The sequence below is a fragment of the Hydrogenoanaerobacterium saccharovorans genome, assembly GCF_016901815.1.
Classification (GTDB): domain Bacteria; phylum Bacillota; class Clostridia; order Oscillospirales; family Ruminococcaceae; genus Avimicrobium; species Avimicrobium caecorum.
Map to the genome: position 1 here is coordinate 307,726 of NZ_JACSNR010000001.1, position 19,676 is coordinate 327,401.

Sequence of the window (19,676 nt, forward strand, 5' to 3'; positions counted from 1 at the left end):
TACTGAAAATCCCCCGTTCCGAACGGGGAGCCGAAGCTGCCGGTTTTTCCGGCTTTTATTGTAAGTGTATCACCGGTTCCCGGGAAATGCAAGGTCAGGGACGGAGATTTGCCTCCTTGATGGTACCGCTCCGGTAGGCTGCCAGCAGCTGCTTGAGGCCGTCGATCTGGGTCTGCAGCTCCCGTCCGATGTCCGAATCCGCCACCTTCTGGGGCTCGGGCAGCGACTCGAGGATCTCGGTCTTGGAGAGAATATCATCGTCCCGGGTGACACAATCCTCCCGGCTCTTGAACGGCTCATGGGAGATGAGCTTGAGGCCATGGGCGTTGTAAACCAGCGTATAGCCGGCAATGCCGGTGGTTTTCTGGTAGGCACGGCTGAAGCCGCCGTCGATAATGAGCATCTTGCCGCCGCCATGGATGGGACTTTCGCCGTCCTTGATCTTCACCGGCATGTGTCCGTTGATGATGTGGGCATGCTCCCCTTCCAGACCGAATTCCCGCAGGATGCGGTCACATACAGCCGGGTCGGCGGTGTGGCGGTAATAGGCGTTTTTCGGCTCAGTGTGGGCGGATTTGTCCTCAATGAGGCAGCGCTCAAAGGTGGTCATGCGGTCACGCCCGAACAGCGGGGACTTTTTGCCGCACCACATGTACCACATCAGGTCCACTGCCTTTCGCTCATCCTCCCCGCCCTTTTTGCGGTTGACCCAGGCGAACCGGGACTTCTGGTCAAGAATGTCCATCAGGTCCCGTCCGGCATACATTTTTCCGTCAATCACCAGTTCCGCAAAGCTGCCGTCCTCGTTCATGGGCAGACAGCCGTGGTAGAGCAGGTTTTCATTGAAGCACAGGTACATCGATCCCACCCGGTAGAGGAATTCCATATGTTCCTGGAGGCGGGGCGAATGAGCAAAGGAAGTTCGCAGCTCGCTGACAATCTCCTGCTCCTCATCGGTGAGGCGGTAGGGATCGTTCTTATCCACAGTGGGGAAGTCGCAGTCCTCCAGGGCATAGGTCACGCCGCCGATGGTAATGGAACGGTTCTGGTAGTCGATCTTATCCAGCAGCAGCCGGTCCTCCATACAGAAAGACGGATTGCGCATAATGGCCTGCCCCTCCAGCTTGAACTGGATCATCAGCACGGCCTTGTAGAGCCGGGCAATGCTGTCGGTGCCCGAGATCTCCCGGTCCATGGCGGAGATCACCTTGGGGGCGAAGCAGCCGCCGTCGGCATAGGTTTTCTGGGCAAAGTTGGTGAGGTGGCGCAGGCTGATGCCATAACCACGCTCGAGCATCTCCATATTGGAGTACTTGACGCTGATGCCCAGGATATTGAAGATGCACGCCTCACTGCCGCAGGCGGCGCCCATCCAGAGCATATCATGGTTGCCCCACTGGATATCCACGCTGTGGTGATGCATGAGCATATCCATGATGTGGTCGGGCCGGGGGCCACGGTCAAACACATCGCCGATGATGTGCAGACGGTCCACTGCCAGCCGCTTGATCACACCGGCAATGGCAGTGATGAAGGCATCCGCCCGGTTGATCTCGATGATGGAGGTGATAATGCGGTTGTAGTAGTTCTCCTTGTTCTTCACGCCGGGATCGGTGTTGAGCAGCTCATCGATGATGTAGGCAAAGTCCGCCGGCAGCGCCTTACGGACCTTGGAACGGGTGTATTTGGAGGCCACCACCCGGCAGATCTCCGAAAGACGCCGCAGGGTTACCCGGTACCAGTCGCCCAGATCGCCGGTCATGTGTGCCTTGATGTATTCCAGCTTGTGCTCGGGGTAGTAGATGAGGGTTGCCAGTTCCGCCCGTTCCCCGGCGGTGAGGGTATCGCCATAGACGGCGTCAATCTTATCCCGGACAACGCCGGAACAGTTATTGAGGATATGGGCAAAGGCCTCGTCCTCGCCGTGGATGTCGCTCATGAAATGCTCGGTGCCCTTGGGCAGCGCCAGAATGGCCTCCAGGTTGATCAGCTCGGTGCTGACCTCCTGGACGGTGCGGAATTTCTGGGAGAGCAGCCGCAGGTACCGGTCACTGTAATCAAAATGTTCCATTGCTGTGGAAAATGCCCCCTTTTCAGATGCGATGCGCCGTCTTTTCCAAAAGACGGCAGGATAACAAAAGAAACCCTGTCCGGCCCGGGAACATGCCGTCCCCTCCCGGACAGTATCAGATCATACACATGTCGGTTTTCAAAACCGGTGAGGACATTATAGCACATCAACGGGCGAAAGTCTTTGGCTTTTTGTAAACAATGCCGGATTTTTCCTATTCTGGATGCTGTTTTTTCTCCAGAGGGAGGGGTCACACACTCTCTCCGCATAGAAAAACAGACGGCAGGACTTCAGGTTCTGCCGTCTGTGATCGGTTGGATTGATGGCGCAGTGCGCTTTTTTATTGCGGGGTTTCCCCGTGTTTTACCAGGTCGGAGAACTTCACAGCGGTGAGCTTCTCCTTGACCTCCTCCGAAATCTCCCCATAGATACCACGGAACACACAGTTACAGTCCCCATCGCCGCAGCAGTTCTGACCGCAGTCATAGTCCTGACGCAGACAGCGGCTCAGGGCAAAGGGACCTTCCACTGTTTCGATCACATCATTGAGGGTGATCTCCTCCAGCGGACGGGCAATCTCATAGCCGCCCTGGGTTCCCTTATAGGACTTGATAATGCCGGCTGAAACCAGTTTGCGCAGGATTTTCAGGGAAAAACGCAGCGTCACACCCGTTTCATCCGAAATGCTTTTGGCGTCCATACGCTGACCGTTCTTAGCCAGACAGTGGACGATGCGCACGGCGTAATCCGCCTCCAAGGTGATATGCATTCTGATCCTCCCAGACAAAAAGTATACTATAATAGTGCGTTATTCTGTACCCAGTATACGCTTCCGGGCCGGATTTGTCAAGAAAGATCCGGTTAAAATCAGTCCAGGAAATCCTTGAGCTTCTTGGAACGGCTGGGGTGACGCAGCTTACGCAGAGCCTTGGCCTCGATCTGACGGATACGCTCCCGGGTTACATTGAATTCCTTGCCCACTTCCTCCAGGGTACGGCTGCGGCCGTCCTCCAGACCAAAGCGCAGACGCAGAACCTTTTCCTCCCTGGGAGTCAGGGTCTTGAGCACTTCGCCCAGCTGCTCCTTGAGCAGGGTATGGCTGGCTGCATCAGCCGGAGCCGGGGCGTCATCATCGGGGATAAAGTCGCCCAGATGGCTGTCCTCCTCCTCACCGATGGGGGTCTCCAGCGATACCGGCTCCTGAGCCACCCGCATGATCTCACGCACCTTGTCCACCGGCATATCCAGGGCAGCGGCAATCTCTTCTGCCGTCGGATCGTGTCCGTTCTGGTGCAGGAGCTGGCTGCTCACCTTCTTGACCTTGTTGATGGTCTCCACCATGTGTACCGGGATACGGATGGTACGGGCCTGGTCCGCAATGGCACGGGTGATGGCCTGCCGGATCCACCAGGTGGCATAGGTGGAGAACTTGAAGCCCTTGGTGTGGTCGAACTTCTCCACGGCCTTGATCAGGCCCAGGTTGCCCTCCTGGATCAGATCCAGGAACTGCATACCACGGCCCACATACCGCTTGGCAATGCTGACGACCAGACGCAGGTTGGCCTCTGCCAGACGCTTCTTGGCGTAGGCATCGCCCTCTGCCATACGCTGGGCCAGTTCCACTTCCTCATCCGGGGAGAGCAGCGGCACCCGTCCGATCTCCTTCAGGTAGACCTTTACCGGGTCATCGATGTTGACGCCGTCCACAAAGGAGAGGTCCAGGGCATCTTCGCTGTCCTCGCCTTCCAGATCCAGCTTATCCAGATCGTCATCCAGGGAAGCGCCTTCTTCTACGATCTCGATGTTCTGGCCTTCCAGCATGCTGTACAGCTTGTCGACCTGTTCCACATCGTAATCCAGTTCTTCCAGCGCATCGGTGATGTCCTTGGTGGACAGCTTACCCTTGGCCTTGCCGCTTTCGATCAGCGAACTGATCACATTCTTCTTATCGGTCGATGCCATGCACAACCACTCCTTTTATCCTCTTTTATTTTCTGCGATCTTTTTGATATAGTCATCGAGCTTGTCCGGAGACATCTGCGATACTTCCTCACTGCTCTTCTTCATCCGGCTGGACTGGATGCGGCGGATGTAATCCTCCACCTGTTCCCGGTCAAACCGGAGGCTGTCGTTGTCGGCAATGAGCCAGGAGAGCCGGGTCATCAGCGCCTCGTCCAATACCTCGGAAAAGGCGGTGAGGGACACCGGACGGTTCTCCTCCAGCCGGCGGCACAGCTCGGCAAATATCGTGCGGTTCGAATCGGTGACAAAGTCCTCCGGCCTGATCCGCTCCCGGATAAACCCGTAGAAATCATTGTTTTTGAGCAGCGCCGCAATGAGCTTGTCCTCCGCCAGTGCCGCACTCATATTCCGGGCACGCTGGGGGTCCTTGCGGTTGATCTCCACCTCCTGGGGGGCAGGACGGAGATCGGCGGTCTGCTGCTTCTTCTGTTCGGCGGTGCGTTTTTTCCGCCACTGGCTCTGCACCTGCTGCCGGAACGCCTCGGCGGAAACCCCCAGTTCCCCGGCCCAGCGGCTGATGTAAATATCCCGCTCCACCGGGTTCGGCAGCCCGGCGATGAGGTTCGCCAGCTCGCCCAGGAACCGCACCTTGCCCTCATCGGTGGTGAGGTCGTGCCGCTCCCGCAGCCGGGCGATGGCATATTCCGCCGCGCTGCTGCTCCCGTCCAGCAGGAGCTTGAAGCGGGTGGCGCCGTACTTCTTGATGAACTCGTCCGGGTCCTTGGCGCCTTCGATTTTCAGCACCCGCACCTTGACGCCGATCTCATCAAACAGCGCCGTAGCACGGCGGGTGGCCTTCTGTCCGGCCTCATCCGAGTCGTAGGCCAGGATCACCTCATCGGTGTAATGGGCGATGAGCCGGGCCTGCTCAGGGGTGAGCGCCGTGCCCAGGGTGGCAACAGCGTTGTCAAACCCCGCCTGGTGCATGGACACCGTATCCATGTACCCCTCACAGAGGATCAGCCGCTTGTCGGCGGCGTTCTTTGCGAAGTTCATGGCAAAGAGGTTCCGGCTCTTTTTGTAAGCCAGGGTATCCGACGAGTTGAGGTACTTGGGCCCCTTATCCGAGCTGAGCACCCGCCCGCCGAAGCCGATGACATTGCCCCGCAGGTCGATGATGGGAAAGATCACCCGTCCCCGGAAGGTATCGTAGACGCTGCCGTTCCGCCCCTTGATGACCAGGGCGGCATCCAGCATCTCCTCCCAGGAGTAGCCCTTCTGCTGGAGGTGATCCCGGAGGGCATTCCAGCTGTCCGGGGCATAGCCCAGGCCGAACCGGATGATCATCTTCTTGTCCATGCCCCGGTTCGCCAGGTATTCCAGTCCCCGGCGGTCCTCCCCTTTCACCAGACACCGGTGGAAGAACCGTGCCGCTTCCCGGTTCATCTCCAGGATGCGCATCCGGCGTTTGCCGGTGCGGTCCTCGGCGGTGTTCTCGGGCATGGGCAGTCCGGCTTTTTCCGCCAGGAACTTCACCGCTTCGATATACTCGAGATTCTCGGCCCGCATGATGAAGCTGATGGCATCGCCGCCGGCTCCGCAGCCGAAGCAGTAGAAGGACTGGCTCTCGGGATAGACCACAAAGGAAGGGGTCTTTTCCGAATGGAAGGGACAGAGCCCTTTGAGATTGCGTCCCGCCCGTTTGAGCAGGACATAGGAGGAGATCAGCGATTCGATGTCACACCGCTGTTTGAGTTCCTCCAGAAAACTATCCGGTATCATGGCGCTGCCTCCTTCCTGCCGGATCAGAGCTGCCAGAATTTCGGGATCAGCAGCTCCTCACACAGCGATACTGCATAACGGTCGCTCATGCCGGAGATATAGTCGCAGGCGGCACGCTCGGCACCCTCCTGCTCGGCGATGCGGCGGTATTCCTCGGGCATCTTTTCCACATGGGCAGTGAAGTGGGTGTAGAGATACTTCACCAGATCCCTGGCCTTGCCCTCCTCCCCCTTGGCCTTGGGGTTGCGGTAGACTGCCTCAAACATGAAGCTGATGAGCCGCTCATAGGTTTTCTGCATCTCCGGGCTCATGGTGATATCGTCTGCGCTGTTTTCCACAATATTCATCACCAGAGCGGTGATCCGGTCGGATTTGGTGCGCCCCAGCACATACTTGATGTCAAAGGGGATATCCTCTTCGGTGAGCACCCCGGCCCGGATGGCGTCCTCGATGTCGTGGTTTATGTAGGCGATCTTGTCGGCATACCGCAGCACCCGGCCCTCAAAGGTCTGGGCGGACGGACAGCCGCTGGAATGGCACCGGATGGCGTCCCGTACCTCCCAGGTGAGGTTGAGCCCCTTGCCGTCATTTTCCAGGCGTTCCGCCACCCGGACGCTCTGCTCGTTGTGGTCGAACCCCAGCGGACAGATCTCCCGCAGGGCATATTCCCCGGCGTGACCGAAGGGGGTATGGCCGATGTCATGTCCCATGGCGGCGGCCTCCACCAGGTCCTCGTTGAGGCCCAGAGCCCGGGCGATGGTCCGGCCGATCTGGCTGACTTCCAGCGTATGGGTCAGCCGGGTGCGGTAGTGGTCCCCCTCCGGGGAGAGAAAGACCTGGGTCTTGTGCTTGAGCCGCCTAAAGGACTTGGAATGGATGATCCGGTCCCGGTCCCGCTGGTACTCGGTACGGATGGGACAGGGCTCTGCCGGAAACTGCCGGCCCCGGCTCTCGGCGCTCAATGACGCCATGGGCGACAGGGTCTGCCGCTCCCGTTCTTCCAGTTTTTCCCGGATGGTCATGGACTTTCCCCTCCTTTCTGACAAAATCAGCTCTACTTTATATATACCGGATTTTTTTGAATCTCCCCCTTGATTTTTTGAAAAAGGGGAGAAGTTTACAAAATCCCCCGCTGCTTTTACGGCAAAACACCAAAAGCATGGGGGATCTGTTCGGATTTTCGGATACTCACCCGATCATTCCGGGATCTCGTCGAAGCGATGTTCCAGCTCATAGGGCACCACCGTGGCACTGGTGAGCTCGGTGAGCTCCTTCCGGAACGCCTCGATGTACTTGTCCTTGATGAGGATCTGCATGCGCACTGCCGCCCCGAAGTCGCTCTCCAGCGTGACAGTGTGGTACTTGGGCAGGATATAGGTGATCTTGCCGTACTGCCCGTAGTCAATGTCCATCTGCAGCACGGTACAGGGGCTCATCACCCGGGGACGGGCTGCCCGGACCGCAATGGCAGCGCCCTCGGTATAGGCACGCACCAATCCGCCGGCTCCCAGCAGGGTGCCGCCGAAATACCGGGTCACCACTACCACCGCATCCACAATACCGCTCTTCTGCAGCACATCCAGAACCGGGATTCCCGCGGTTCCCTGGGGCTCGCCATCGTCCGAATACCGGCGCACCTGCCCTTCCCGCAGAGCATAGGCATAGACATTGTGGCTGGCCTCCCGGTGCTGGGCACGGATCTCGTTTACAAAGGCGATGGCCTCTTCCTCGGTGGTCACCGGCTTGGCATAGCCGATGAACCGGGACCGCTTTTCCACAAATTCATCGGTACCATAGTCCGCCAGGGTGGTATACTCTGCCTGCATGGCAGTTCCTCCTCTCCGACAACAGAAATGGAGCGGTGCAAAAAACGCTTCTTGCACCGCTCCGCGATCATTTCTATTAAGACGCTGCCGTCCTTCTGCAAAGGTGCGATCAGCTTACTTGCCCATATTGAAGCGCTTGTTGAATCTGTCAACACGACCGCCGGAATCAACCAGCTTCTGCTTACCTGTATAGAACGGGTGGCACTTGGAGCAGACCTCGACTCTGATCTCAGGCTTGGTGGATCTTGTCTCAATCACTTCGCCGCAGGCACAAATGATCTTTGCGTCCTGGTACTTGGGATGGATACCATTTTTCATTTTTGTCACCTCTTTCGCCCACCGGCACAATTGTAACAGTAGTATGTTATCATAAACCGCCGCAAAAAGCAAGGGCTTTTCCGGCTTTTTACAAAAAACTTTTTGGGGATTTCAGGCTTACAGTCCGGCGGCTCCGGTCATGGCAGCACGCAGGGCACCATACCGCTGGAGGCACTCCTCCCGGCTGCCCGCCCGCACAGTAAAGTAGAGCTTGAGCTTGGGTTCGGTGCCCGACGGACGGACTGTAACCGCACAGCCGTCTGCCAGCTCCCAGGTGAGCACATCCGCCGAGGGCAGACCGGTTGCGGAGGTATCCCGGTAGTCGGTGAAACCGGTGACCGCAGTTCCGGCGATCTCCGGGAGATGCTCTGCCCGCAGATGGTCCATCACAGCGCCCATCCGATCCATGGCGCCGGCTCCGGCAAAGGCAAAGCTGTCTGCCTTGGTGTAGTAGGTGCCGTACTCGGCATAGAGTCCGTCCATCACCGCGCAGAGGGTCCTGCCCTCCAGCTTGTAATGGGCAGCCATCTCGCATACCAGCAGAGCGGCGTTCACGGCGTCCTTATCCCGGACATGCATGCCGGTGAGATAGCCGCAGCTCTCCTCAAAGCCCATGAGGAAGCGTTCCGGCTCCCCGGCGGACACGAGCTGATTCATCACATCGCCGATGTATTTGAACCCGGTGAGTACCCGGCGCATCTCCACGCCCCAGTGCTCTGCCACCCGGGCTGCCATGGGGGTGGACACAATGCTCATCACTGCCACCGGATTCCGGGGCATGGTGCCCTGGGCAGTGCGCTGCCGGCAGATATAGTCCAGCAGCAGGACACCCAGCTCATTGCCGGTGAAGAGCCGCCAGCTGCCGTCTGCTTCAGGGGCAGCCACACCGATGCGGTCGCTGTCCGGGTCAGTGGCAAAGGCGATGTCCGCCTGGATGTACCGGCCCAGATCCAGAGTCATCTTCATGGTGTCGGGGTTCTCGGGGTTCGGAGAGGGACAGGTGGGGAAATCCCCGTTGGGACGGGACTGGTCCGCCACCACATAGATCTCCTCCAGGCCTGCCCGGGAGAGCGCCGCAATGACGCTCTTGTGACCGGCGCCGTTGAGGGGCGAATAGGCGATCTTCAGCCCGCTCTTCCGGAAGATACCCGGCTCCAGCTGCAGCCGGAGCACCGCTTCGATATAGCCGTCAATGAACTCCTGGGTGAGGTATTCGATGGTTCCGTTTTGGAGCCCCTCCTCCAGGCTGCTCCGGCGCACGCCGTCAAAGGGGTCCACCGAGGCGATGGCTTCACTCACCCGCCGGGCAAACTCCGATACGATCTGACCGCCGGTGTGGTCATAGACCTTGTAGCCGTTGTACTCCGGGGGATTGTGGCTGGCGGTGATCATGATGCCGCTCTGACAGCCCAGTTCCCGCACCGCATAGGAGAGCGCCGGAGTGGGCATCAGCTCGGGATAGATCCACACATGCACGCCGTTGGCAGCCAGAATCCCGGCTGCCTCCTCGGCAAATTCCCGGGAGAAATGGCGGCTGTCGTAGGCGATGGCAACGCCGGGACAGTCATGATCCTCCAGCAGCACCCGGGCCAGACCCTGGGTGGCTTTGCCCACTGTGAGGCGGTTCATCCGGGCAGTGCCGGCATCCAGGATGCCCCGCAGTCCGGCAGTGCCGAATTCCAGTTCCCCGCCGAAGCACTCTGCCAGCAGTTCCGGATCAGCGGTGATCTCCGCAGCCCGGGCTGCCAGCTCCGCACCGGCCTTGTCCGGGTCGAGCCAGCGTCTGTCAAATTCCATCTTCATCGTCCTTTCCGCCGGAGTGGTCCGGCCTGTCTTTTCCACTGTCTATCATAGTATCCGCCCCCGGCGGGTGTCAACCGTTCTTTTCTGAATTTTCCGCGAAATCTTCCGCTTCCCTTTGCCTGGAAAAAGCGGTATAATTTTCCTGAGAACAGCTCAGAAAGAGGGTATTCCGTCATGTTTTCCAGTGTCAGCAGCTTCGGACTCACCGGCATCGCCTGCTACCCCGTCACCGTGGAGGCGGATGTGAGCCGGGCTTTCCCCTGTTTTGAAATCGTCGGCCTGCCCGATGCCGCCGTCAAGGAATCCAAGGACCGGGTGCGCTCCGCCATGAAAAACTGCGGCATGGAATTCCCGTCCAGCCGGGTGGTGGTGAACCTCGCCCCTGCCGACACCAAAAAGACCGGCGCCATCTACGACCTGCCCATTCTGGTGGGAATCCTCTGCTCCACCGGGGCGCTGCCGGCCCTGCCCGAGGGACTGGCCCTGGTGGGAGAACTCTCGCTGGACGGGCACCTGCGCCCGGTGAACGGAATCCTCTCGATGGTGGCGGATGCCCGGCGGCGGGGACTGCCCGGCATCATAATCCCCCGGGCCAATGCCGCCGAGGGAGCGGTGTTCCCCGACTTTCCGGTCTATGCCGCCGACTCGGTGGAGGAGGTACTGCGGCACCTCCGGGGTGAGGAGATCCTGCCGCTGGCCTCCAGCCTGCCCGTTTCCGCTGAACCCGAAGCCCCCTGTCCCGACTTTGCGGACGTCAAGGGGCAGCCGGTGGCCCGGCGGGCGGCAGAGGTAGCTGCTGCCGGCGGACACAACCTGCTCCTGCTGGGGTCGCCGGGCTCGGGCAAGAGCATGATCGCCCAGCGGCTCCCCTCCATTCTGCCTGAACTGAGCTTTGAGGAATCCATCGAAACCACCCAGATCCACTCCATCGCCGGACTGCTGCCCCAGGGGGTCTCGCTGCTCCGGAACCGCCCCTTCCGGGCGCCCCATCACACCGTTTCGGCGGCGGGGCTCACCGGCGGCGGCTCCAATCCCCGTCCCGGCGAGATCAGCCTGGCCCACAACGGCGTACTGTTCCTGGACGAGCTGCCGGAGTTTTCCCGGTCGGCGCTGGAAGCCCTGCGCCAGCCCATGGAGAACAGCCGGGTGACCATCTCCCGGGCCGGCGGCAGTGTGACCTATCCCAGCCGGATCATGGCGGTGGCGGCGATGAACCCCTGTCCCTGCGGCTACTACGGACACCCCGACCGCCCCTGCACCTGCACCCCGTCGGCAATCAAGCGCTATCTGGGACGGGTGAGCGGCCCGCTGCTCGACCGCCTGGACATCCAGGTGGAGGTGGCGCCGGTGCGGTATGAGGATCTGGCCTCCGCCTCCCGGGAGGAGGGCTCGGCTGCCATCCGGGAGCGGGTGGCGGCGGCCCGGAAGATCCAGCAGACCCGGCTGGCCCCCTATGGCGAGAGCTGCAATGCCCGCATTCCCGCCGGGGCACTGGGGGAGGTCTGTCCGCTCACACCGGCGGCAGACCGGATTCTGCAGATGGCCTTTGAACGGCTGAATCTGTCCGGACGGGCCTACGACCGCATTCTCAAGATCGCCCGGACCATTGCCGATCTGGATGGAAGTGAGCGCATCGACACCCCGCATATCACCGAGGCGATCCAGTACCGGTCCCTGGACCGGAAGTACTGGGCCGGACGATAGAAAACTGCATCAAAAAACGGCTGTCCTCCCGAAGCGGGAGCGGACAGCCGTTCTTTTTATATATGAAGCAGGGTGCGCACCAGGAAGATCGCCAGCAGATGGGCGGGATAGTAGCCATAGAAGAACCATTTGGGAATGCGCAGGCCGGTACGGGTACGGAAGAAGATGAGCGGCAGTGCCAGCAGAGCAAAGAACTCAAAGCTGATCCACAGCGGCCCCAGATGGCAGGCCAGGGGATCTTCCGGAGAGCCGCCCCACAGCGCCGGCAGGTAGCTGAGGGTATAGAGCAGCGCGCCCAGGGCTGGCTTCTGGCGGCAGAGGTAGAAGATCAGCATGAGCATCACGCCGGTGACCGAGTAGTCGAAGTTCACAAAGGCGAGCAGCAGCACGCAGCCCAGGAAGAGCGGCCAGTTGTGCTCCTTGAAGCCCCACATTGCCAGCAGCGAAACAAACAGCGTGAAGAAGATATTGAAGTTCAGCAGATTGCCCAGGAAGTCATCGGCATTGAAGGCGAGAATCCAGAACGGCTGGGAAAGGAGCGCTAACACCCCCAGCCGGGCAAGATAACGGCGGATGTCATGGGTGTAGAGCAGCCCTACTGTCATACAGTAGCAGAAGAGCGGGAAGGCCATGCGTCCGATCCAGCGGAACACTGGATACTCCGGGAAAAAGACCGCTCCCACATGGTCCACCGTCATGGACAGCACCGCGATGAGCTTGAGAAAATCGGTATCCAGATTGGTTCGGAGCTTGGGTTGGTTTTTCAGCCGTACCATAATAGAAATCCTCCTGTTTCCATGGAAAATTGCAAAATAAAAACCGAACTGCCCTCTCCAATGGCACTTCGGTCCTTATTTCGGCCAGACCAGCCGGTCACATTCTGGAATAGAACTCCAGTGTCTTCTGATAGGCTTCGATGCCCGCTTCCGCGTCGCCGGACTGGGCTACCGAACGGATACAGTCATTCACCTTGGAATTGAGCAGCATCTGTCCCACCCGGTGCGCTGCCTGTTTTACAGCGTTGATCTGGATAATGATCTCTTCCTCGGGGGCTCCTTCAGATACCATTTTCTCAATCCCTGCCACCTGTCCCGAAATCCGGTGCAGCCGGCTGATAATGGCTCTCTGTTCCTTTTCTGTCACGACCTTTTCACCTCCTGGATTCACAAATCCATATTACTGGATTAAGTCCATTATAACAGGTTGCCGCTCCTTGTCAACGGCAGCCGTTATTTATGATACTTCTGACCCCGGGAAATGGTCATCGCCCGATAGAGCTGTTCCAGTACCATCACCCGTGCCAGCTGGTGCGGGAAGGTCATCCGGGACATGGACAGCCGCAGGTCGCCCTTCTTCTTGAGCTCCTCCCACAGCCCGTAGGAACCGCCGATGAGCAGCACAATGGAACTCTTCCCGTCCACTGCCGCACGGTCCAGGGTCTGGGAAAATTCCTCCGAGCCGATCTGTTTGCCCTCGATGCACAGCGGGATCAGATAGCTGCCCGCCGGAATTTTGGCAAGGATCTCCTTTCCCTCGGCCTCGATCCCCGCCTGGATCTGCGCTTCGGACGGGTTCTGGGGCAGACGGTACTCGTCCACTTCCACCACCCGCAGACGGCAGTAGGCACCCAGCCGCTTTTCATACTCGGCACAGGCATCGGTGAGATACCGCTCCTTAAGCTTGCCCACCGCAATCAGCGTCACATTCAGCATGGGTCTCCCCCTCCCTTAAAAGATCATCATCGGCCCCGGTTCGGTGCGGGGCGCCACACTCAGCAGATAGTCCCCGCCCTCCGCCATGCCAGCCAGGGTCAGTTCACTGCGCACCGTTTCCCGGGCCAGTTCCGGGTGATTGTTCTCCTTGCTCAGATGCCCCAGCACCAGACGGGTGGTGCCGCTGTCCACCAGTGTCCGGGCCTCCAGCGCGCTGGAATCGTTGGACAGGTGTCCGCTGTCCGACGCAATGCGCCGCTTGAGCGGATAGGGATAGGGCCCGCACCGGAGCATGGCCTCATCATAATTGGATTCCAGCAGCACCAGATCGCTGCCATGAATGGCCTGATGCACCTCATCGCTCACATAGCCCAGGTCGGTGGCCACCGAGATCCTGCGCCCATCGGGCAGGTTCACCGCATAGCCGAAGCTGGACAGCGAATCGTGGCTGGTGGCAAAGGGCCGGATCTCCATATCCCCGGCCGCGATCACCGTGGAAGCGGAGATCTCCTGCACCGGCCCGGTGGACGGCAGTTCGCCCCTGTCTGCCAGCCATTCCAGGGTCTCCCGGGAGGCAAACAGCGGAATGGCGTATTTTTTCAGCAGCACCCGCACGCCCTTGATATGGTCGATGTGCTCATGGGTGAGGAACAGTCCCCGGATGGTATCCGGACGGATGTCCCGGGCGGACAGGGCGGTGAGCAGCGCCTTGCAGGATACACCGGCGTCCACCAGAATACCGCCGGTCCCGGTGCCGATATAGGTGCTGTTCCCGGAAGAACCGCTGTAAAGAGTACAGAATCTTGCCACTGTGGTAAACAATCCTCTCTTCCAAAATCAATCAAAAAGCGATCCGGCATTCCACACAGAAGCCGGATCGCTCTGTTTTCAGTCAGACAAATCAGGACAGCGCCCGCTCTGTTTCGTTGTCCGAGCAGGTCACCTTGCGGATATCCGCACCCAGCCGGTTGAGCTTTTCCACCAGATCGGAATAGCCGCGCTCAATGTGATGGATGTCCTCCACTTCGGTGCAGCCATCTGCCATCAGGCCGGCAATGAGCGTGGCAGCGCCTGCCCGGAGATCCAGCGCACGCACCGGCGCACCGGTGAGCTGCTCTACTCCCTCGATGACCGCAACCTTGCCGTCCACCTGGATATTGGCGCCCATCTTGCGCAGCTCGTCCACATACTTGAAGCGGTTGTCCCAGACACCTTCGGAGATGATGCTGGTGCCGCCGGCGCAGCAGAGCATGGTAGCCATCTGAGGCTGCATATCGGTGGGGAAGCCGGGATGGGGCATGGTCTTGACATTCACCGGCAGGATCGGGCCGGTACGGCGCACCCGGATGGAGTCGTCAAACTCCTCCACCTCAGCGCCCGCCTTGCGGAGCTTGTCGGTGATGGACTCCAGATGCTTGGGGATCACATTCTGGATCAGCACATCGCCGCCGGTGGCAGCAGCTGCTACCATATAGGTACCGGCTTCGATCTGATCGGGAATGATGGAATAGTTGGTGCCGTGCATCACATCCACGCCGTGGATCTTGATGACATCGGTGCCGGCGCCGCGGATATCCGCGCCCATGGAGTTGAGGAAGTTTGCCAGATCCACAATATGCGGCTCCTTGGCAACATTTTCCATGATGGTAACACCCTTGGCCTTGACCGCTGCCAGCATCACATTGATGGTAGCGCCCACTGATACCACATCAAAGTAGATGTGCTCACCCCGGAGCTCCTTGCTGTCCATGGTCACCATGCCATAGTTCACCGATACATCGGCGCCCAGAGCCTTGAAGCCCTTGATATGCTGGTCAATGGGGCGCACACCGCCGAAGTTGCAGCCGCCGGGCAGCGATACATCGGCCCGTCCGCAGCGGCCCAGCAGCGAGCCCAGGAAATAATAGGAGGCACGCAGGGGCTTTGCCAGCTCATGGGAAACCACCGGTTCCCCGATGTGGGTGGTATCGATCTCCACAGTGGTCTTGTCCAGCAGGCGCACCTTGGCGCCCAGATCCCGCAGGATATTGAGAAGCGCGGTGACATCGCTGATATTGGGGATATTTTCAATGACACAGACATCCCGCGCCAGAACAGTAGCCGGAATGATCGCCACCACCGCATTCTTTGCGCCGCTGATCGTGACCTCGCCCTTGAGGACTGCGCCTCCGGTAACTACATACTTTTCCATTCCCATTCTCTCCTGTATTGTATAGTACTCGTATTCTATTATCCATCTGCTGTGGGTTGTTCATTCCCTGCCCCAGCGGAAAACCACCAGAATTTTCTCTTCGGCCCGGACTAAAACTGCCTGACCTTGTCTGAGCGGTTCAGCGGGCGCAGACCACCATGCCCGGCTCGCCTGCCAGGCAGAAAATCCGCACCTGTTCTGTTTTGTATCGCCTGCCGTCCACAGGCGTTCCTCCATTCCGGGCAGGGGCATCACTCGGTTCCCCGGCTCCGGAACCCTCTGGTTCTGCACTGCCTCCTGCGCCTGTCCCAGGCAGACGCAGGATCATTCAGCAGTCTTTCTGAGGCCATTATACCATGCAGCGAAGCGAAATGGTATAATCGACCAATAGGACAAATCGTCCGGCCATAAAACATGTATAATAGCTGCCTTTGCAGCTATTATACCATTGACCGTACAAAAATAAAATAGCTTTTTTGGCAAAACAGCGCCGTCCCATCGGAAAACTCCCGGTTTTTCCGGGCTGTCCGGTTATTTTTCCTTCTTTTGGTATTCCCGCCACAGTTCTTCCACCGTCCGGGGCGCTTCCGGCTCGGGAGTGTCCTCTTCCGGCTCCTCCGGAACAGCCGGACCTGCTTCCGCACATGCCTCCGGTTCCGGCTCCTGTTCCGGTTCAGGCAGCGGCTGGGGCTCGGCTGCTTCGGCGGCAGCCTCCTCTTCCCTCTGGCGCTGGGCATGGCTCAGGAACCACCGCCGGGCCAGCACAGTCACCGCCGCAGTGGACGGCACTGTGAGCAGAATGCCGATGCTTCCCGCCACCGACTGGAGCAGTTCCACCGCGATGGTCTCCCGGTTGATGATGGAGCCGATGTCGTTATTGTAGGCCAGCAGCAGCAGGATCATGTGCAGCGAACTGCCCACATAGGCCAGTACCAGGGTGTTTGCCATGGTGCCCATGATGTCCCGTCCGATGTTGAGTCCCGAGCGCATCAGCTCCCAGTCCCGGATATCCGGCTTATGGTAGAGAATCTCGTCCAGGGAGGAGGCAATGGACATGGCTACATCCATGGTGGCGCCCAGCGCGCCGATGACAATGGCGGCAAAGATCACACCCCGGAGGTCGATGACCGTATCGGCGTTGATGTACATGACAAAGCTGGAATCCTCATCGATGAGGCCGGTGATGAACAGGGCGTCCTGCATGGCGATGGTGAGCAGGCCGGCAAAGCCCACACCGCAGGTACAGCCCACCGCCGCGGCAATGCTCTTGGGGTGGACGCCGATGACGATGCACAGGGTCATCACGATGGTGAACACCGCTGTGATGAAGGTGACCAGATAGATATTGTACCCCTTGATGATGGCGGGGATCATCACAAAGAATACGGCGGCACAGGTGAGCACCAGCGATACCACTGTATTGAAGCCCTTGAAGCGTCCGAAGCCGATGAGCAGCGCAAAGAAGGCCAGCACCAGGAAGAGCATGGGCATCTCCCGGAGGTGGTCGGCAATGAACCAGTCGGCATTCATCTGCGAGTCAAAGTTGAACCCCGCGAACACCTGATCCCCCACCTCATAGGGGAAGGTCTTATAACCCTCCTTGGGGGTCTGGAGCTGCTGATGGACTGTCACTTCCTCGCCCCGGAGCGCCCCTTCCCGCAGCCGGATGGTGATGTCCTGTTCGATATAGGACTCACTCCAGCCGTCGTAGGTATTTTCGATCTGCTGGGGTTCCCCCACAGCGATGACCTCCGCCCGGTAATAGGTGTCCGCCCGGCTGCTCTGGAAATAGGAGTTATCCTGTACAGCAATGCGGTTGCCCACATATAAAAAGAGTACCGACAGAATCATCACCACAAAATAGAGAATCCTGTCCCTGTTCAAAAAACGCTTTTTCATAGATTGTCCTCAACGCATGGAAATCCCCGGGCTGTTCCCCGGGGGAAAACTTCGCTTGGCGGGCAGAATCGCCCGCTCCCGGCTATTCTATCATGTTCCGGCTGGAAATAACAGACCAGAACTGTGAAAACCTGCCGTCCCCACAAAAAAGGACAGTACCGTCCGTTCGGGCTGTACTGTCCTTTCTGTGGTCTGTTACTGTTCGTCCTTCCGGGAACCGCAGCCGCCTGCCATCGGGCAGTGCATACAGTTGCCGCCGCAGCCGGAGCTGCCTTCGGTGCCGTCGGAATTCTTATAGACACGGTAGAGCGCATAGAAAAAGCCCACACATACTACCGCCAGAAGAATGACATTCTGCATGATCTGATGCCTCCGTAATTCTGATAATTCCACTCAGAAGCCCAGCAGCATTCCCACCTGGTAGACCAGGAACGCAGCCACCCAGGCCACACTGGTCTGGAAAGCCATTGCCGCAGCGGCGCCCCGCAGGCTGCCCAGTTCCCGGCGCACTGCTGCCATAGCTGCCACACAGGGCATATACAGCAGGGTGAATACCAGGAAGCTCACTGCCGCCAGCGGAGTAAAGAGCTGGGACAGTACCGGCACCAGCATGGCAGGTTCGCCCACATTCATCAGCACAGCCAGGGTGCTGACAACGGTTTCCTTTGCCATCAGGCCGGTGATGAGAGCGGTGGCGGCACGCCAGTCGCCGAAGCCCAGCGGCGCAAATACCGGGGCGATCACCTGACCGATGGCAGCCAGGATGCTGTCCGAGCTGTCGGTGACGATGGAAAGATGCGTACTGAAGTTCTGAAGTACCCATACAATTATAGTCGCCACAAAGATGATTGTAAATGCCTTTACCACAAAGTCCTTGGCTTTTTCCCACATGTGGCGCAGCACATTCTGGGCCGAGGGCAGACGGTAAGCAGGCAGTTCCATGACAAAGGGAATGGGATTGCCCTTGAAGATGGTCCCCTTGAGGAGCAGTCCCACCAGAATTGCCACCACCATACCGGTGACATAGAGTGCCATCATCACCAGCGCGCCGTGCTCCGGGAAGAAAGCGGCGGTAAAGACGCTGTAAATGGGCAGCTTGGCGGAACAGGACATGAAGGGGGTGAGCAGGATGGTCATCTTGCGGTCCCGCTCACTGGAGAGGGTACGGGAGGCCATGATTGCCGGGACACTGCATCCGAAGCCGATGACCATGGGCACAAAGGAGCGCCCGGACAGGCCGATCTTCCGGAGCAGCTTATCCATGACAAAGGCCACACGGGCCATATAGCCGCTGTCCTCGAGAATGGAGAGGAAGAAGAACAGCGTCACAATGGTGGGCATGAAGCCCAGCACACTGCCCACGCCGGCAAAGATGCCGTCGATGATGAGGGCATGGAGCATGGGAGCCACATCCAGCCGGGTCAGGGCTTCATCGGCCAGGTTGGTCACCAGGCTGATGCCCGCGGCAAAGAGGTCGCTGAGGGTGGAGCCCACCACGCCGAAGGTGAGCCAGAACACCAGCAGCATGATGCCCAGGAAGATCGGGATGGAAAATACCTTGTGGGTGAGGATGCGGTCGATCTGTACCGACCGCAGCTGTTCGGCGGTATCGCCGGGCTTGTGAACCGCTCCGGCGCAGATCTGCTCGATATAGCTGTACCGCATATCCGCCAGGGCAGCCTCCCGGTCGGTGCCGAGGGCGGCCTCCATCTCATCTGCCACATGCTGGACGATCTCCCGCTCATTCTGGTTGATCTCCAGTTTGTCCATCATCGCCTCGTCGCCCTCCACCAGCTTGGTGGCGGCGAACCGCAGCGGGATCTTCTTCTCCTCGGCATGGTCCTCGATCATGTGCGCCAGGGAGTGGATCGCCCGGTGTACCTCGCCCTTGCAGAAGTCATGGTGCTTGGGGCGTTCGTTGTTCTGGACCGTGCGCAGGGCCACGGTCACCAGTTCGGCGACGCCCTCATTCTTGGAGGCGGAGATGGGCACCACCGGCACACCCAGTCCGGCGGAGATCTTCTGGATGTCGATGCTGCCGCCGCTGCCCGCTACCTCGTCCATCATGTTGAGCGCCACTACCATGGGCATCTCCAACTCCAGCAGCTGCAGGGTCAGGTAGAGGTTGCGCTCGATGTTGGTGGCGTCCACAATGTTGATGATGCCGTCCGGCTCGCCGCCCAGCAGGTAATCCCGGGTGACGATCTCCTCCATGGTATAGGGGGAGATGGAATAGATGCCCGGCAGATCCACTACCACAGCGCCGCCGGAATTCTTGATGGTGCCTTCCTTCTTATCCACGGTGACGCCCGGGAAGTTGCCCACATGCTGGTTGCTGCCGGTGAGCTGGTTAAAGAGGGTGGTCTTGCCGCAGTTCTGGTTTCCGATCAGAGCAAATGTCATGGCAG

17 protein-coding genes are annotated in these 19,676 nt (G+C 59.3%); 1 reads left to right on the top strand and 16 read right to left on the bottom strand.

Going from position 1 to position 19,676, the window contains the following annotated elements:
- Nucleotides 1-94: 94 nt before the first annotated feature.
- The 8 genes from H9X81_RS01530 to H9X81_RS01565 form a co-directional block, all read right to left on the bottom strand.
- On the bottom strand, nt 95-2,071 hold the full coding sequence (locus H9X81_RS01530; protein WP_204719329.1) for a fructose-1,6-bisphosphatase: 1,977 nt from the start codon (nt 2,069-2,071) through the stop codon (nt 95-97).
- Between the two features lie 340 nt (nt 2,072-2,411).
- Nucleotides 2,412-2,840 (bottom strand): RrF2 family transcriptional regulator, encoded by a 429-nt coding sequence (locus H9X81_RS01535; protein WP_204719330.1) that lies wholly within the window; start codon nt 2,838-2,840, stop codon nt 2,412-2,414.
- A gap of 98 nt (nt 2,841-2,938) precedes the next feature.
- Nucleotides 2,939-4,033, bottom strand: coding sequence for an RNA polymerase sigma factor RpoD (rpoD, locus tag H9X81_RS01540; protein WP_204719331.1), 1,095 nt, complete (start codon nt 4,031-4,033; stop codon nt 2,939-2,941).
- A 15-nt stretch (nt 4,034-4,048) separates the two neighbouring features.
- Nucleotides 4,049-5,815 carry a DNA primase gene (gene dnaG / locus H9X81_RS01545; RefSeq protein WP_204719332.1) on the bottom strand — a complete coding sequence of 589 codons (1,767 nt, stop codon included), beginning with the start codon at nt 5,813-5,815 and terminating at the stop codon, nt 4,049-4,051.
- Nucleotides 5,816-5,838: 23 nt separating this feature from the next.
- Nucleotides 5,839-6,837 (bottom strand): deoxyguanosinetriphosphate triphosphohydrolase, encoded by a 999-nt coding sequence (locus tag H9X81_RS01550; RefSeq protein WP_191392413.1) that lies wholly within the window; start codon nt 6,835-6,837, stop codon nt 5,839-5,841.
- Nucleotides 6,838-7,011: 174 nt separating this feature from the next.
- The gene (locus tag H9X81_RS01555; RefSeq protein WP_191392412.1) at nt 7,012-7,641 is read right to left on the bottom strand and encodes a YigZ family protein; all 630 of its coding nucleotides are present in this window, start codon (nt 7,639-7,641) and stop codon (nt 7,012-7,014) included.
- A 114-nt stretch (nt 7,642-7,755) separates the two neighbouring features.
- Entirely contained in the window at nt 7,756-7,959 is a 204-nt protein-coding gene (gene rpmE / locus H9X81_RS01560) for a 50S ribosomal protein L31 (RefSeq protein ID WP_177502593.1), read from the bottom strand.
- Between the two features lie 117 nt (nt 7,960-8,076).
- A complete protein-coding gene (locus H9X81_RS01565; protein WP_204719333.1) occupies nt 8,077-9,756 on the bottom strand; it encodes a phospho-sugar mutase in 1,680 nt (559 codons plus the stop codon).
- A gap of 180 nt (nt 9,757-9,936) precedes the next feature.
- On the opposite strand from H9X81_RS01565, the gene H9X81_RS01570 reads away from it, so the two are divergent.
- Entirely contained in the window at nt 9,937-11,466 is a 1,530-nt protein-coding gene (locus H9X81_RS01570) for a YifB family Mg chelatase-like AAA ATPase (protein ID WP_204719334.1), read from the top strand.
- A gap of 56 nt (nt 11,467-11,522) precedes the next feature.
- Here the strand turns inward: H9X81_RS01570 and H9X81_RS01575 are convergent, their stop codons facing one another.
- The 8 genes from H9X81_RS01575 to feoB form a co-directional block, all read right to left on the bottom strand.
- Complete coding sequence (locus tag H9X81_RS01575; RefSeq protein WP_204719335.1) at nt 11,523-12,242, bottom strand: TraX family protein; 720 nt, start codon at nt 12,240-12,242, stop codon at nt 11,523-11,525.
- A 97-nt stretch (nt 12,243-12,339) separates the two neighbouring features.
- Nucleotides 12,340-12,609: a metal-sensing transcriptional repressor gene (locus tag H9X81_RS01580; RefSeq protein WP_191392408.1), complete on the bottom strand. Its 270-nt coding sequence runs from the start codon at nt 12,607-12,609 to the stop codon at nt 12,340-12,342.
- Nucleotides 12,610-12,695: 86 nt separating this feature from the next.
- Nucleotides 12,696-13,178, bottom strand: coding sequence for a 23S rRNA (pseudouridine(1915)-N(3))-methyltransferase RlmH (gene rlmH / locus H9X81_RS01585; RefSeq protein WP_243423887.1), 483 nt, complete (start codon nt 13,176-13,178; stop codon nt 12,696-12,698).
- Nucleotides 13,179-13,193: 15 nt separating this feature from the next.
- On the bottom strand, nt 13,194-13,988 hold the full coding sequence (locus H9X81_RS01590) for an MBL fold metallo-hydrolase (protein WP_191392407.1): 795 nt from the start codon (nt 13,986-13,988) through the stop codon (nt 13,194-13,196).
- Nucleotides 13,989-14,079: 91 nt separating this feature from the next.
- On the bottom strand, nt 14,080-15,369 hold the full coding sequence (locus H9X81_RS01595) for a UDP-N-acetylglucosamine 1-carboxyvinyltransferase (RefSeq protein ID WP_204719336.1): 1,290 nt from the start codon (nt 15,367-15,369) through the stop codon (nt 14,080-14,082).
- A gap of 531 nt (nt 15,370-15,900) precedes the next feature.
- A complete protein-coding gene (locus H9X81_RS01600; protein WP_204719337.1) occupies nt 15,901-17,253 on the bottom strand; it encodes a YibE/F family protein in 1,353 nt (450 codons plus the stop codon).
- A 210-nt stretch (nt 17,254-17,463) separates the two neighbouring features.
- Nucleotides 17,464-17,628: a FeoB-associated Cys-rich membrane protein gene (locus tag H9X81_RS01605; protein WP_177504590.1), complete on the bottom strand. Its 165-nt coding sequence runs from the start codon at nt 17,626-17,628 to the stop codon at nt 17,464-17,466.
- Nucleotides 17,629-17,661: 33 nt separating this feature from the next.
- Entirely contained in the window at nt 17,662-19,671 is a 2,010-nt protein-coding gene (gene feoB / locus H9X81_RS01610; protein WP_204719338.1) for a ferrous iron transport protein B, read from the bottom strand.
- Between the last annotated feature and the right edge of the window lie 5 nt (nt 19,672-19,676).

What these genes read in the sequence shown, in the direction of transcription:
- H9X81_RS01530 (WP_204719329.1), bottom strand. Translation starts at nt 2,071, where the DNA reads ATGGAACATTTTGATTACAGTGACCGGTACCTGCGGCTGCTCTCCCAG.
- H9X81_RS01535 (WP_204719330.1), bottom strand. Translation starts at nt 2,840, where the DNA reads ATGCATATCACCTTGGAGGCGGATTACGCCGTGCGCATCGTCCACTGT.
- rpoD (WP_204719331.1), bottom strand. Translation starts at nt 4,033, where the DNA reads ATGGCATCGACCGATAAGAAGAATGTGATCAGTTCGCTGATCGAAAGC.
- dnaG (WP_204719332.1), bottom strand. Translation starts at nt 5,815, where the DNA reads ATGATACCGGATAGTTTTCTGGAGGAACTCAAACAGCGGTGTGACATC.
- H9X81_RS01550 (WP_191392413.1), bottom strand. Translation starts at nt 6,837, where the DNA reads ATGACCATCCGGGAAAAACTGGAAGAACGGGAGCGGCAGACCCTGTCG.
- H9X81_RS01555 (WP_191392412.1), bottom strand. Translation starts at nt 7,641, where the DNA reads ATGCAGGCAGAGTATACCACCCTGGCGGACTATGGTACCGATGAATTT.
- rpmE (WP_177502593.1), bottom strand. Translation starts at nt 7,959, where the DNA reads ATGAAAAATGGTATCCATCCCAAGTACCAGGACGCAAAGATCATTTGT.
- H9X81_RS01565 (WP_204719333.1), bottom strand. Translation starts at nt 9,756, where the DNA reads ATGGAATTTGACAGACGCTGGCTCGACCCGGACAAGGCCGGTGCGGAG.
- H9X81_RS01570 (WP_204719334.1), top strand. Translation starts at nt 9,937, where the DNA reads ATGTTTTCCAGTGTCAGCAGCTTCGGACTCACCGGCATCGCCTGCTAC.
- H9X81_RS01575 (WP_204719335.1), bottom strand. Translation starts at nt 12,242, where the DNA reads ATGGTACGGCTGAAAAACCAACCCAAGCTCCGAACCAATCTGGATACC.
- rlmH (WP_243423887.1), bottom strand. Translation starts at nt 13,178, where the DNA reads ATGCTGAATGTGACGCTGATTGCGGTGGGCAAGCTTAAGGAGCGGTAT.
- H9X81_RS01595 (WP_204719336.1), bottom strand. Translation starts at nt 15,369, where the DNA reads ATGGAAAAGTATGTAGTTACCGGAGGCGCAGTCCTCAAGGGCGAGGTC.
- H9X81_RS01605 (WP_177504590.1), bottom strand. Translation starts at nt 17,628, where the DNA reads ATGCAGAATGTCATTCTTCTGGCGGTAGTATGTGTGGGCTTTTTCTAT.
- feoB (WP_204719338.1), bottom strand. Translation starts at nt 19,671, where the DNA reads ATGACATTTGCTCTGATCGGAAACCAGAACTGCGGCAAGACCACCCTC.